Here is a 14,208-nt window from a genome sequence, read left to right as displayed (position 1 = left end):
CTCAGACTTCGAGGACCTGGCGCTTGTTGTAGGTGCCGCAAGACGGGCACGCGATGTGCTGCTGCTTGGGCTCGTGGCAGCGCTCGCACGCAACCAGGGTGGGGACCGCAGCCTTCCACTGCGACCGGCGGTGGCGCGTGTTGCTGCGCGACATCTTCCGCTTCGGAACAGCCACGGCTACTTCTCCTGCTTCTCGTCGACGCCCGCTTCCGCGTCAGCGCCGCTCATCTCGTCCTTCTCGCCGTCCTTCATGGAACCGGCGAGTCCCTGCAAAGCCGCCCAACGGATGTCGACGGCGTCGTGGTGGTGGTCCGGGTCGTCCGTGAGCCGGGCTCCGCACTCGGAGCACAGGCCCAGGCAGTCGTCCTGGCACACCGGCTGCATGGGCAGTGCGAGCACCACCGCATCGCGCAGCACGGGTTCGAGGTCGAACAGGCCGTCCTCGATGAAGAACCTGTCCTCGTCGTCCTCGGCGTCGTCGCCCGGTTCCGCGATCACGCGGCCCCGGTCGTCGGCGTCAGGGTACGAGAACAGTTCCTGGAAGTCCGCTTCGAGCTCCTGCCCGACCGGCTCCAGACACCTTACGCACTCCCCCTCGGCCTGCGCACGGGCGGTGCCTGTGACGAGCACACCTTCCATGACCGACTCGAGCCGGAGTTCGAGCTCCACCGGGGCGCCCTGCGGCACTCCGATGACCCCCTTGATCCCGAAGTCCTCGGGAGCGTCGATCGTGCGGGTCAGGCGCTGCAGCGCACCGGGACGCCGCCCCAGCTCGTGCGTGTCGAACACGAACGGGTTGCGGTGGTCGAGGCGCGCGTGAGGAGCCATTCCTGCTTTCGATCTTCGATTTCAGAGGGACGCCGTCCGGAGATCCCTCCGGGCAGCGTGGATCGCGGACGTAGACGCGACCGAAGAGCCAGGATACTGGACCTTTCGCTGTCGGCCCAATCCGGCGGTCTTCCGCCCGCCTTCGGCCGGTTTTCTACAGGCCCCGGCCCTGCTCGTAGGCCCGCAGCTGCTCCGGCGTGATCATGCTGGTGTCGAAGAGGCTGGTCTCGTCGAGGGCGTACGACTGGTGCTGCTGATGCTGCTGGTGCTGGGCCGCCTGCTGGGGATCGTAGACGGGCTGCTGGCCGGTGTCGTAGCCCTGGTAGGCGGCGGCGTACGGATCGGCCTGCTGGTAGCCGTAGGGGTCCTGCTGGTAGCCGTACGCGTCCTGCTGGGCGTATACGGGCTGCTGCTGGGGGTAGCCGTACGGATCCTGCGCCACGGGCTGCTGCATGGGCTGCTGGTCGTACTGCGGCTGCTGCTGGGGCTGCGCGGCGGCGGGCTGCTCGGCCGGGGACGGCTGGGCGGCCTGGGCGGCCTGGGCCGCCCGGTCGTCCTGGTCGGCGAGGGCCGCGAGGTCGGCCAGGTAGTCGGCGTCGCTGGAGTGCTGGAACGTCGTGTTGTCGTCGGCCAGGGCACCGAGGGCGTCCGAGGCGATCCGGCCGTGCAGTTTGGCGCGGCCCTTGCCGACCGCCTCCAGGGTCTTGGCGAGGACCGCCTCGAAGGCGCCGAGCTTGACGTCCACGTAGGCGTCGGCGTCCCGGCGCAGGGTCTCGGGGTCGTGGCTGCGCTCGGGGGCGTCCTCGTCCTCGTACCCCTGCTCGTCCAGGCCGGGACCGGTGCCGAGCAGCTTCTCGCGGCCGCGGCCGACCGAGCCGAGGGTCTTGGTGAGGACGACCTCGAAGTTGGCGAGCTTGGAGTCGACGTAGTCGTCGGCGTCGGCGCGGACCTCCTCGGCCTCCTGCCGGGCCTCGGCGAGGATCCGGTCGGCCTCGGCCTGCGAGCGCCTGGCCACCTCGGTGTCGGAGATCAGCGAGCCGCGCTCGGCGTGCGCGGTCTCGATGATCCGCTCGGCCTCCATGCGGGCCTGCTCGACCATCTGGTCCCGGCCGCCGATCAGCTCCTCGGCCTGCGCGAGCGAGCCGGGCAGCGCCTGGCGCAGCTCTTCGAGCATCGCGAGCAGTTCGGCACGGTTGACCACGCACGACGCCGACATGGGCATGGACCGGGCGCCGGAGACCGTGCTCACGATCTCGTCGAGCTTCTTCTGCACGTCCACCTGTGCTCGCCACTCTCTACAGCTGGGTTGGAGACGGACGAGACGACTGTAGCCCCATCAGTCCTTGCCGAGACGCTTGTTGAGGGCCTCCAGAACGGCCGGCGGAACCAGGTGGGCGATGTCGCCGCCCCACTGGGCCACCTCCTTGACCAGCGAGGAGGAGAGGAAACTGTAGGTCGGGTTGGTCGGCACGAACAGCGTCTCGACGCCCGAGAGGCCGTTGTTCATCTGGGCCATCTGCAGTTCGTAGTCGAAGTCGCTGACCGCCCGGAGGCCCTTGACGATGGCCGGGATGTCGCGCTGCTTGCAGAAGTCGACGAGGAGGCCGTGGAACGCCTCGACCCGGACGTTGCCGTAGTCGGCGGTGACCGTGCGGATCAGGTCGATCCGCTCGTCGATCTCGAACAGGCCCTTCTTGGACTTGTTGATCATCACCGCGACGTAGACCTCGTCGTACAGACGGGACGCGCGGGCAATGATGTCGAGGTGTCCGTTGGTGACGGGGTCGAACGACCCGGGACAGACGGCGCGGCGCACTTGTGATCCCTCGCTCTCCGGTCCGGTCATCGTGCGTCTTCGCACGTAGAGGCGGCGCGACCGTACCAAAACGTTCCCTCGCCGTAACGACGGGACCGGAGGCCTTCGAAGCCGGTCGGCCAGTTGAAAACGCCACCTCTGGTGCTGCGCTCCACGGTGACGAGCGCCTCGGGCGCGAGCCAGCCCCCGGAGTGGAGTGTGAGGAGAATCTCCCGAAGATCGTCGTCCGTGACGGCGTACGGAGGGTCGAGGAAGGCGATGTCGTACGGCGGTGTGGGCGCCGGGGACCGGATGATCTGCTCTGCCTTGCCCGCTCTTACCTCGGCGCCGGGGAGCCCCAGATTCTTTACGTTTTCACGTACGACGCGGGCGGCTCTGGGATCGGCCTCCACGAGGAGGGTGTGGCCGGCGCCGCGGGAGAGCGCTTCCAGGCCCACGGCGCCCGAGCCTGCGTAGAGGTCGAGGACGCGTTCGCCGTCCAGGGGGCCGCCGAGGAGGGACTGCCAGGTGGAGAAGAGGCCTTCGCGTGCGCGGTCGGAGGTGGGGCGGGTGCCGTTTCCTGGCGGGACTGCCAGGCGGCGCCCGCCGGCTGCGCCGGCGATCACGCGGGTCATTTTGAATCCTCGGTCCGGGGTGGTTACGGATTCAGTTTGGCAGCAGGTGCGTCGTGGTTGCTCGCGCAGTTCCTCCCGCAGCCTTCGGCCGGGGGTACCCCCAGCGCCCCTTTCGGGGCGCTGCAGCTCAGCCCTTTTCCAAGTACTGCTCCCTCTCCTCGTCCAAGAGGGCGTCCAGGGCCGTTCGCAGGCCCGGGAGGTCGGTCAGTTCGGGGTCGCGGGCCACCAGGGCCGTCGCCTCCTCCCTCGCCTCCGCGATGATCTCCTCGTCCTCGATCACCGCGAGGACGCGGAGACTGGAGCGGGCGCCCGACTGGGCCTGGCCCAGGACGTCGCCCTCTCTGCGCTGTTCGAGGTCGATGCGGGAGAGCTCGAAGCCGTCCAGGGTCGAGGCGACCGCCGTCAGGCGCTGGCGGGCCGCGCTCGCCTCCGGCATCTCCGTGACCAGGAGGCAGAGGCCGGGGGCGGAGCCTCGGCCGACCCGGCCGCGCAGCTGGTGGAGCTGGGAGACGCCGAAGCGGTCGGCGTCCATGATCACCATGGCGGTGGCGTTGGGGACGTTGACGCCGACCTCGATGACCGTGGTGGCCACCAGGACGTCCGTGTCGCCGGCGGCGAAGCGGCGCATCACCGCGTCCTTGTCGTCCGGGTGCATACGGCCGTGCAGGACCTCGACGCGGAGCCCGTTCAACGGGCCCTTGGCGAGGTGGTCGGCCACGTCCAGGACCGCGAGCGGGGGGCGTTTCTCCGCCTCGTCCTCGGCCGTCTTCTTCGCCTTCTTCGGGTCCTCCTCCTCGTCGCCGATGCGGGGGCAGACGACGTAGGCCTGGTGGCCGTTGCCGACTTCCTCTCTGACCCGTTCCCAGGCGCGGGCCAGGAAGTGGGGCTTGTCGGCTGCGGGGACGACGTGGGTGGCGATCGGGGAGCGGCCGGCCGGGAGCTGGTCCAGGACCGAGGTCTCCAGGTCGCCGAAGACCGTCATCGCGACCGTGCGTGGGATGGGGGTGGCGGTCATGACGAGGAGGTGGGGTGGCTGCTTGCCCTTGCCGCGGAGGGCGTCCCGCTGCTCGACGCCGAAGCGGTGCTGTTCGTCCACCACGACCAGGCCCAGGTCGTGGAACTGGACCTTGTCCTCGATGAGGGCGTGGGTGCCGATCACGATGCCTGCCTCGCCCGTGGCCAGGTCCAGCATGGCGTGGCGGCGGGCCGCCGTGCCCATCGAGCCGGTGAGGAGGACGACCTTGGTGCCATGGTCCGCGCCGCCGAGCATGCCGCCCTCGGCCAGTTCGCCCATCATCTCGGTGATCGAGCGGTGGTGCTGCTGGGCCAGGACCTCGGTGGGGGCGAGCATGGCGGCCTGACCGCCCGCGTCGACGACGGCGAGCATGGCGCGGAGGGCGACCAACGTCTTGCCGCTGCCGACCTCCCCCTGGAGGAGGCGGTGCATCGGGTGTTCCGTCGCCAGGTCGTCGAAGATCTCCTTCGAGACCTTCTGCTGGCCGTCCGTGAGGGTGAAGGGGAGGCGGTCGTCGAAGGCCGTGAGGAGGCCGTCGGGGGACGGTCTGCGGGCCACCGCCGGGAGCAGGCCGTCGGTGTGGCGGCGGCGGGCCAGGGCGACCTGGAGGACGAAGGCCTCGTCCCACTTGAGGCGGTCGCGGGCCGCCGCGATGTCCGCCTTGGTGTGCGGGCGGTGGATCTTGAGGAGGGCTTCGGGGAGGGAGACCAGACCGCGGCCGTCGCGGAGGGGCGGGGGGAGGGGGTCCAGGGCCTCCTGGGCGCTGGGGAGGACCGTCTGGACCGCCTTGCCGATCTTCCAGGACTCCAGTTTGCCGGTGGCCGGGTAGAGCGGGATCAGGGCTCCCGCCCAGGTCTCCACGGATTCGTCCGGGTCGTCACCTCGTAGCAACTCGTAGGCAGGGTGTGCCAGTTGGAGGCGGCGGTTGAAGACCGAGACCTTGCCGGCGAACATCGCGCGGGTGCCCGGCAGGAGTTCCTTGTGGGGTTTGTGCACGCCGTTGCCGAAGAAGACCAGTTGGAGCCGGCCGCTGCCGTCGGTGATCGTGACCTCCAGGCGCTGGCCCTTGCCGCGGGGCGCCTTGGCGGAGGCGAAGGTGTGCAGGCGGGCGTCGGCGACCATGGCGACCACCGTGACGTGCTCGTCCATGGGCAGGTCGGCGAGGTGGGTGAGCTGGCCGCGCTCCTCGTATCTGCGCGGGTAGTGGTGCAGGAGGTCGCCGACGGTGTGCAGGCCGAGATGCTCGGCCATCACCTTTGCGGTGGCTGGGCCGAGCACTGACTTCAGCGGTTGTTTCAGTGGTTCTTCCAGTGCGGGCACGAGATCCATTGCACACCACACCACTGACAATGCCGTATATGTCTCGGGAAACCCCTGGTCAGGCGGCCGTTTTGAGTCATAGGATGGCGCGCTCCGGCCATCCTTCCGCGGTCACCGCCCCACCAGGGACCGCCCGACCCCGCGCCGACCACGTCTTCCCCCCTCCGGCGCAGCGACGATGGACTCCCAGACCTCACAGTCATCCCAGGCATCACAGTCACCTCATACGTTCCAGGTCGACCTGCGTGGTTTGGTGGACCTGCTCTCCCATCACCTGTACTCCAGCCCCAAGGTCTACCTGCGCGAGCTGCTGCAGAACGCCGTGGACGCGATCACCGCGAGACGGGCCGAGCAGCCCGACGCCCCGGCGCGGGTGCGGCTGTACGCGGACGGCAGTTCCCTTCGGGTGGAGGACAGCGGCGTCGGGCTCACCGAGTCGGACGTGCACAGCCTGCTCGCCACGATCGGGCGCAGCTCCAAGCGGGGGGACGGGCTGCAGGAGGCACGCTCCGACTTCCTGGGCCAGTTCGGCATCGGGCTGCTGGCCTGTTTCGTGGTCGCCGAGCGGATCCGGGTGGTCAGCCGCAGCGCCCGCACGCCGGACGCGCCGCCCGTGGAGTGGACGGCCCGGGACGACGGGTCGTACACCGTACGGACGTTGGCGCCCGAGGCGCGGCCCGAGCCCGGTACCACCGTGTACCTGGTGGCGCGGGCGGGTGCGGCGGAGTGGCTGGACGAGCGGCGGGTGCTCGCGCTGGCGCGGGACTTCGGTTCGCTGCTGCCGTACGACGTCCGGGTGGGCGACGAGGCGGTCACCGACCTGCCGGCGCCCTGGGACCGGTCGTACCCCTCCCCCAGCACCCGGCGGGTGGCGCTGGCCCGGCACTGTCACGACCTGTTCGGGTTCACGCCGTTGGACTCGATCGCGCTGGACGTGCCGCTGGCCGGGATCCGGGGTGTGGCGTACGTGCTGCCGTCGGCGGTGAGTCCGGCGCAGCGGGCCACGCACCGCGTGCACCTGAAGGGCATGCTGCTCACCGAGCGGGCCGAACAGCTGCTGCCGGACTGGGCGTTCTTCGTGCGCTGCGTCCTGGACACGGACAGTCTGCGGCCAACCGCCTCGCGGGAGTCGCTGTACGAGGACGAGACGCTGGCGGCCGTACGGGAGGCGCTCGGCGAAAGGATTCGGTCCTGGCTGACCGGGCTGGCGGCCGGTGATCCGGAACGGCTCTCCGCGTTCCTGTCCGTGCACCATCTCGGGGTGAAGTCGCTGGCGCGGCACGACCCGGAGATGCTGCGGACGATGCTGCCGTGGCTCCCCTTCGAGACCACCGACGGGCAGCTGTCCCTGGAGGAGTTCGCGCAGCGGCACCCGGTGGTGCACTTCACGCGGACGGTCGAGGAGTACCGGCAGGTCGCGCCGATCGCCTCCGCGCAGGGCGTCGGGGTGATCAACGGCGGTTACACGTACGACAGCGAGCTGGTCGAGGCGCTGCCGTCGGTGCGGCCGGGGACGGTCGTCGCGGAGCTGGACGCGGACACCGTGACCGCGCATCTGGACGCGGTGGATCCGGCGGAGGAGCTGGCGGTGGCGGGGTTCCTGGGGGTGGCGCGGGCGAAGCTGGACCCACTGCAATGTGACATTGTACTGAGGGCCTTCCACCCCCTCTCGGTCCCCGCCCTCCACCTCGACGACCGCGCCGCCCGCCACGAACAGGCCCGCGCGGAGGCCGAGGAGCAGGCCGACGACCTGTGGGCGGGCATCCTGGGCTCGCTGCGCGGCAGCGCGCCCCGGGCCCGGCTGGTGCTCAACCACCTCAACCCCCTGATCCGGCGGATCAGTGCCCTCAAGGACCCGGAGCTGATCGGCACCGCGACCGAATCGCTCTACGGTCAGGCGCTGCTGATGGCCCAGCGTCCGCTGCGGCCGGCCGACTCGGCGCTGCTCAACCGCTCGTTCATCGGCCTCCTGGAGTGGGCCACTCATGGGGAAGACGATCGCTGATGGAGATTGCTGACTTCGACTCGCTGCGCCGGGCGATGGCGGAGAACTCCGAGGAACCGGAGGGGCCCGCCCGCAACGCGCGTGCGGAGCAGCTGCTGGCGGAGGCCGAGAAGCTGAACATCCCGCTCGCCGTGGTCGAGGCGCTCGGGCACCAGCTGAAGGTCTACAACTACAGCTCCGAGAAGGACAAGATGTTCGTCCCGTTCGCGCGGCTGCTGCGGATGTGGGACGAGCGGCCCGAGGACTTCGACGAGTACGAGACGCATTCGCTGCACTGGGTCTTCAAGTGGATGACGGCCGGCATGCTCGACCAGCCACACATCCCGCTCGCCTCGATCGAGAAGTGGCTGGGCGAGATGGAGCACCGCTACCGGCTGGCCGGGCACTCCGAGCGGGCGGTGCGCAGCGCGGAGTTCAGTGTCGCCGGGCACGTCGGTGACCTGCCGCGCGCGGAGCGGGCGTACGCGGCCTGGCTGGCGGCGGACCGGGACCGGATGGCCGACTGCCACGCGTGCGAGCTGCACGGGCAGGGCGGCTGGCAGCTGAAGAACGGCCGGGACGAGGCGGCCCTGGAGCTGTGGGGGCCGGTGCTGGACGGCGAGTACAGCTGCGCCCACGAGCCGCACACGGTCCTGGCGTCCTCCCTCGCCCCGCTGCTGCGCCTTGGCCGCGTCGACGAGGCCCGCGCGCACCACCTGCGCGGTTTCCGTCTGGTGCGCCCCATGGAGAGCATGCGGGGCGCCTACGCGGACCATGTCGAGTTCTGCGCGCTGACCGGCAACGAGGCGCGCGGCCTTGAGCTGCTGGCGGAACGTCCCGCCTACTTCACGGACACCGGGCAGCCGCGCAGCCGGATGGACTTCCTGGCGGTGGTGGCGCTGCTGATGGACCGGCTGACCGGGCTGGGGCTCGGCGGGCAGCGGGTGCCGGGGCCCGCCGGGCGGTCGTGGACCGCCGGGGAACTCGCCGGGCACGCGCGCGCGGGGGCCCTGGAGCTGGCCGCGCGGTTCGACGCCCGCAACGGCACCTCCTACGTCGGCGACCAGCTGCGCGAGCGGATGGCGCAGCGGCCGCTGGTGGACCGGCTGCCGCTGGGCGTGCGGGCAGCGCGGACGGCGCCCGCCGGGCAGCACGCACCGGTCGTCCGGCCGCCCGCGCCGGACCAGGCGGAACAGGCGGAACAGCCGTCGCTGCCCGCGCTCCTGGCCGAGGCACGCCGACTGTCGGACGCGCTCCGGCCGCACGCCCTGGAGGCCTGGGCGGCGGTCGCGCGGGCCGCCGAGGAGACCGAGGTGGACACGTACGTCCGCGCGGAGATCGCCGACCACACGGCGATGGGCCGCGGCCCCGAGGGGGTCGAGCTGTTCGAGCGGGCGGCGGAGCTGTACGCGGAGGCCGGCGACGAGGGCGAGGCGATCGCCGCACGCGCGCGTGCCGCCTACGTACGCGCGCTGTCGGGGGAGCTGGACGAGGCGCTGGCCGCGATCGACGAGCCGTACGACCGGATCCTCGCCCTCTACGCCGACGACGCGACCGGGGTGCGGCAGACGGCGTCCGTGCTGATGAGCCGGGCCCGGATCCTGATGCGTCAGGTGCACGAGCGGTCCACGGGCGCCGGGGACGCCGAGCAGGCCGTACGGGAGCTGCTGGCGCTGGTCGGCGGGCGCGGCGGGTCCGACGTACGGCTGGTGTCCCGGGCGGCCGAGGGGCGGGCGATGCTCGCCGAGCTGGCCGAGCACGCCGGGGACGGGGAGCGGGCGGGCGAGCTGTTCCGGCAGGCGACGGCGCAGTTCGTCGGCGCGGAGCTGCCGTGGTTCGCGGTCGAGTACGAGGTGCGGGTGGCCGCGCTCGCCCATGAGCAGGGCGACCTGGCCGAGGCGGAGCGGGCGCTGCGCGCGGCGCTGGAGCACGGCGGGCCGTACGTGGAGCCGGTCGGGCGGGCCCAGCTGCATCTGCAGCTCGCCGAGGTCGTCGGCGGCCGGGGCGCGGCCGAGGAGGCCGCCGAGCATGCCCTGGAGGCGGCGCACTGGGCCGACGAGGCCGGGCAGAGCGGCACGCTGGGTGCCTGGGCCCGGCACCAGCTGGGCGGCTTCCTGCTGCGGCAGGGGCGGTTCGCGGAGGCCGCCGAGGTGCTGGAGTCGGCGCTGGCCGACCTGAGCGCCGAGACGCACGGCGCCGGTGCGGTCGTCCAGACGCAGTGGTGGCTCGGGGACTGCCTGAGCGAGCTGGGCGAGCACCACGCGGCGGCCGAACGGCGGCTGCAGGCGGCCGAGATCGCCCGGCACTGGCCCGAGCAGCACGACCACGCCACCCTCGCCCACCTGGCCGCGGAGTCGCTGGGCAACGCGGGGCTGCCGGCGGAGGCGGACCAGGCCTACACGCGCGCGGGTGAGTTGTGGCGGGCGATGGGCAACGTGCACTTCCTGGTGCGTTCGCTGCGGGCCCGCGCCTGGCTGGCGCTGCGCACGGAGGCGGGGCCGGAGGGCGCGCGGAAGCTGATGGCGGAGGCGGTGCGGGAGTGCGAGGCGGCGCTGGACGCCGTCGAGGACCCGGCCGCGGCGGAGCGGCTCGCCGGCGAACTGGGTCACACCCACCGGCAGTTCGGCGACCTGCTGGCCCGTTCCGTGCCGGAGGACGCCGACGATCGGGCGATCCGGAAGGCGTTCGAGGCGGCGCTCGCGGAAATGGCTGCCGCGATCTCGGTGTTCGCCGGGCTCGGCGAGGACGGGCTGCACAGCCGTACCGCCGCGGAACTGGCCGCGGGCTGGCTGGAGGCCGACCTCAGCCGGCCGGCCGCGGCGACGGCACGCGCACGTGCGGTGCTGGACGCCTACGAGGGCGCCGACCCGGCCGACGAGACGGTCCGGGCCCGGCGGGCGGAGGCCCGGCAGCTGCTGGAGCCCACGGAGGAGTGAAAGCGGGTGGGGGGCTCACTCGACGCCGATGAGAAGCGGAGCCCCCTGCCGGCCGCCCCGGTAGACCACCGTGTCGACGGCGAGGTACGCCTCGCGCACGCGTGCCTCCAGGCGGTCGGCGACGCCCTCGGGCGCCTCGTCGCCGAGGACGAGGGTGACCAGCTCGCCGCCGGCCTGGAGCATGCGGTCCAGGACGGTCTCGGCGGTGGCCGTCACGTCCGAGCCGATCACCGCCACGTCCCCGTCTATCAGCCCCAGTACGTCCCCGGCCTGGCAGATGCCGGCCATGGTCCAGGACTGCCGTTCCGCGACCACGACCTCGGCGTAGCGGGTGGCGCCGGCCGCGGAGGTCATCTGGACGACGTCCTCGTCGAAGCGGCGGTCCGGCTGGTGCACCGCGAGCGCGGAGATGCCCTGGACCGCCGAGCGGGTCGGGATGAGGGCGACCCGGATGCCCTCCGCGCGGGCCTGCTCGGCCGCCGCGGCCGCCGTGTGCCGCAGGTCGGCGTCGTTGGGCAGGAGCACCACCTCGCGCGCGTTGGCGCGCCGCACGGCGTCCACCAGTTCCCCGCTGGCCGGCGGCTCCCCCGGGCGCGCGAGCACCGTGGTCGCGCCGCCCTCGGTGTACAGCCCGGCCAGCCCCTCCCCGGGCACGACGGCCACCACGGCCCGCTGCACCCGCTCGCGCGGCGGCCGCGCCCTGCCGGTGTGCACGTCCCCGGCGCCGAAGTGCGTGATCCGGATCCGGTAAGGACGTCCGGCCTCCACACCCGCCTCGACGGCGGCTCCGGCGTCGTCGACGTGCACATGGACGTTCCACAGGCCGTCGCCGCCGACCATCACCAGGGAGTCGCCGAGGACGTCGAGCCGGGCCCGCAGCCGGTCCACGGCGGCGTCCTCGGCCTCCAGGAGGTAGATGACCTCGAACGCGGGCCCGCCGGTGCGTTCCGCGCAGTTCTCGGCCCGGGCGCCGGAGACGGCGTCCACGCGCGCGTGGACGACCGGGCCCGCCCCGTGCGCGTGCAGGTCGAAAGCCGTCGGCGCCTCCCCCGTGAACGCCTCCACCAGCGCCCCGAGCACCGCGACCAGACCCCGTCCGCCGGCGTCCACCACCCCGGCCCGCTCCAGCACGGCCAGTTGTCCCGGAGTCGCCGCGAGCGCCTTGCACGCGCCCTCGTAGGCGGCCCGCGCGACCGCCCCGCAGTCGCCCTCGGCCGCGTCGGCGGCGTCCGCCGCGGCCGCCGCGACCGTCAGCACCGTGCCCTCCACCGGGTGGGCGACGGCCCGGCGGGCGGCGTCGGCGGCGTGCCCCAGGGCGAGCCGCAGCCTGTCCGCGTCGATGTGAGTCGCCTCACCCTCGGTGAGGACGTGGGCCATGCCACGCAGCAACTGGGCCAGGATCGTGCCGGAGTTGCCGCGCGCGCCTATGAGGGCGCCGTGCGCCATCGCGCGGACGGCGTCGGCCAGGGTCGGCACCTCCTCGCCCAGCTCGTAGCCCGCGAAGACGGCCTCGACCGCTCCTGCCGCCGACTCCACCGTCATGTACAGGTTCGTTCCGGTGTCGCCGTCGGCCACCGGGTAGACGTTGATCGCGTCGATCTCCTCGCGCGCCCGCCCGAGTGCCCCGAGCGACAGTCCGCACCAGGTGCGTACCGCGAGAGCATCGAAGAATGTCTGCGGCACCTGCGCCACCTGCGCCTCCTTGAGCCGGCCGAACGTGGACGCAGCGTAGACCCCGGAAGGGTGTCCGCCGGAAGAGGGCCGGGGGCGGGCCCCTGAGCTGCCATGCTAGTTTCGTCTAACCGACGCAGTCGTTGTATGCTGCTCCGGTTGCCCGATCCGATCGGGCCATTCCCCTGGCAGGCCACTCAAGATCTCAGATCCCCAGGATCTCGATCCCGGCACGCCGGGATCCAACCGTAAGTGCATCTGAAGTCTTTGGAGTGACCCGTGGCTGCCAACTGCGACGTCTGCGGCAAGGGGCCGGGCTTCGGCAACAACATCTCGCACTCGCACCGCCGTACGTCCCGTCGCTGGAACCCGAACATCCAGCGTGTGCGTACCGTGGTCGGCGGGACGCCGAAGCGCGTGAACGCCTGCACCTCGTGCATCAAGGCCGGCAAGGTCTCGCGCTGACGCACTGTCGCTGAGCGCGCGGCCACCGCTGGTTCGCTGCACAGAGCCGGTCCACCTCCGGGTGGGCCGGCTTTTTGCCGTGCCCGCGTGCAGCCGTGCCGGAAATCCCGGACCCCGGCCAACCGTGCCCTGACAAGCTGATCCCATGCGCTTCGGCATCCTGGGCCCCCTGGACGTACGCACCGACGACGGCACCCCCGTGGACCCCGGCGGCCCCCGCCCCCGCGCCCTGCTCACCCTGCTGCTCCTGGACGCCGGCCGGCCGGTCTCCACGGCTCGCCGTCGAGGCGGCCCAGCACCACCCCGGCGCCTGCTTCGTGGAACTCGCGCCGCTCACCGACGGCTCCCGGATCCCGTACGCCGTCCTGGCCGCCCTCGGCGTCCGCGAGGGCCTGCGCAGCCCCGCCGCCGACACCACGGACCGGCTGCTGGCCGCCCTGGAGGAGCGCGAGCTGCTGATCGTCCTGGACAACTGCGAGCACCTGGTCGAGGAGGCCGCACGGCTCACCGCGCTGCTCCTCGCGGCCTGCCCGGGGGTGCGCGTGCTCGCCACCAGCCGGGAGTCGCTCGGCATCACCGGCGAGGTCCTGGTCCCGGTGCCCCCGCTGCCGCCTGAGCCCGCGGTGCGGCTCTTCCTGGACCGGGCCCGCGCGGTACGCCCCGGATTCGCCGGGCACGCACGCGTGGCCGGCGTCTGCGCCGCCCTGGACGGGCTGCCCCTGGCCATCGAGCTGGCCGCGGCCCGGCTGCGCACCCTCACCCCCGACGAACTCGCCGACCGCCTCCACGACCGCTTCCGCCTCCTGTCCCGCGGCGACCGTTCCAAGGAGCCCCGGCACCGCACCCTGCGCGCGGTCGTGGAGTGGAGCTGGGGGCTGCTGGACGAGGAGGAGCGGGAGCTGGCGCGGCGGCTGACGGTGTTCTCCGGTGGCGCGACGCTGACGGCGGTCGAGGCGGTGTGCGGGCTGCCGTATCCGGAGGACGTGCTGGCCTCGCTGGTGGAGAAGTCGTTCCTGGAGGTGTCCGAGGGCCGCTACCGGATGCTGGAGACGATCCGGGCCTTCGCCGCCGAGAGCCTGCCCGGTCTGCAGGACCTGGCGGACGCCCACGCCGGCTACTTCCTGCGGCTGGCCGAGGAGGCCGAGCCGCAGTTGCGCGGCGGCGGGCAGCTGCCCTGGCTGGACCGGCTGGCCGCCGAGCAGGCCAACCTGGACGCGGCCCTGCGCCACCTCGTGCGCCGCGACACCGGCGGAGCCCTGCGCCTGATGGGTCCCCTCTCCTGGTTCTGGCGGCTGCGCGGCGTGCACGGCGAACGCGTGGCGACGGCCCGGGAACTGCTGGCCGCGGCCGGGGACGCGCCACCGCCCGGGCTGGAGGAGGAGTACGTGCTGTGCGCGGTCAACGCGCTCTCCGGCGCGGGCGACGAACCGGAGCTCATCGCGCGCGTGGACGCCGTCCTGGACGCGTACCGGGGGCCGTTGCGGCTGCCGTACATCCTCGTGCTCTGGGCGGTCGCGGTCGGTCCGCGGCCCGCCGCCGACGCGCACGCGCTCGCCCAG

General features: G+C 72.6%; 10 protein-coding genes and 1 pseudogene. 4 read left to right on the top strand and 7 right to left on the bottom strand.

The window, feature by feature from the left end; genetic code table 11:
- Window position 1: 1 nt before the first annotated feature.
- From rpmF to recG, 6 genes are all read right to left on the bottom strand, one after another.
- The gene (rpmF, locus tag ACFY6U_RS22585) at window positions 2–175 is read right to left on the bottom strand and encodes a 50S ribosomal protein L32 (protein ID WP_003951102.1); all 174 of its coding nucleotides are present in this window, start codon (window positions 173–175) and stop codon (window positions 2–4) included.
- A gap of 2 nt (window positions 176–177) precedes the next feature.
- Window positions 178–828: a DUF177 domain-containing protein gene (locus ACFY6U_RS22580; RefSeq protein ID WP_093498866.1), complete on the bottom strand. Its 651-nt coding sequence runs from the start codon at window positions 826–828 to the stop codon at window positions 178–180.
- 154 nt (window positions 829–982) lie between these two features.
- A complete protein-coding gene (locus ACFY6U_RS22575; protein ID WP_390040790.1) occupies window positions 983–2,107 on the bottom strand; it encodes an ATP synthase F0 subunit B in 1,125 nt (374 codons plus the stop codon).
- Window positions 2,108–2,164: 57 nt separating this feature from the next.
- Entirely contained in the window at window positions 2,165–2,644 is a 480-nt protein-coding gene (coaD, locus tag ACFY6U_RS22570; protein ID WP_351485223.1) for a pantetheine-phosphate adenylyltransferase, read from the bottom strand.
- 26 nt (window positions 2,645–2,670) lie between these two features.
- A complete protein-coding gene (rsmD, locus tag ACFY6U_RS22565) occupies window positions 2,671–3,258 on the bottom strand; it encodes a 16S rRNA (guanine(966)-N(2))-methyltransferase RsmD (RefSeq protein ID WP_390040788.1) in 588 nt (195 codons plus the stop codon).
- A 127-nt stretch (window positions 3,259–3,385) separates the two neighbouring features.
- Complete coding sequence (gene recG, locus ACFY6U_RS22560) at window positions 3,386–5,602, bottom strand: ATP-dependent DNA helicase RecG (protein WP_390040786.1); 2,217 nt, start codon at window positions 5,600–5,602, stop codon at window positions 3,386–3,388.
- 169 nt (window positions 5,603–5,771) lie between these two features.
- Here recG and ACFY6U_RS22555 point away from each other — a divergent pair, with 169 nt between their 5' ends.
- Both ACFY6U_RS22555 and ACFY6U_RS22550 read left to right on the top strand, forming a co-directional pair.
- The gene (locus tag ACFY6U_RS22555; RefSeq protein ID WP_390040784.1) at window positions 5,772–7,598 is read left to right on the top strand and encodes an HSP90 family protein; all 1,827 of its coding nucleotides are present in this window, start codon (window positions 5,772–5,774) and stop codon (window positions 7,596–7,598) included.
- Entirely contained in the window at window positions 7,595–10,513 is a 2,919-nt protein-coding gene (locus ACFY6U_RS22550; RefSeq protein ID WP_390041118.1) for a tetratricopeptide repeat protein, read from the top strand. The genes ACFY6U_RS22555 and ACFY6U_RS22550 overlap by 4 nt, the downstream gene beginning before the upstream one ends.
- Window positions 10,514–10,528: 15 nt before the next feature.
- Here ACFY6U_RS22550 and ACFY6U_RS22545 read toward each other — a convergent pair whose 3' ends face one another.
- Window positions 10,529–12,205: a DAK2 domain-containing protein gene (locus tag ACFY6U_RS22545; RefSeq protein WP_390040782.1), complete on the bottom strand. Its 1,677-nt coding sequence runs from the start codon at window positions 12,203–12,205 to the stop codon at window positions 10,529–10,531.
- A gap of 258 nt (window positions 12,206–12,463) precedes the next feature.
- On the opposite strand from ACFY6U_RS22545, the gene rpmB reads away from it, so the two are divergent.
- Window positions 12,464–12,649, top strand: coding sequence for a 50S ribosomal protein L28 (gene rpmB, locus ACFY6U_RS22540; RefSeq protein WP_003993230.1), 186 nt, complete (start codon window positions 12,464–12,466; stop codon window positions 12,647–12,649).
- Between the two features lie 257 nt (window positions 12,650–12,906).
- Window positions 12,907–14,208, top strand: a pseudogene (locus tag ACFY6U_RS22535) (ATP-binding protein); the annotation flags it as partial.

Source organism: Streptomyces sp. NPDC013157 (assembly GCF_042899865.1).
Lineage (GTDB): Bacteria > Actinomycetota > Actinomycetes > Streptomycetales > Streptomycetaceae > Streptomyces.
This window is presented reverse-complemented; position numbering and strand designations above follow the sequence as displayed.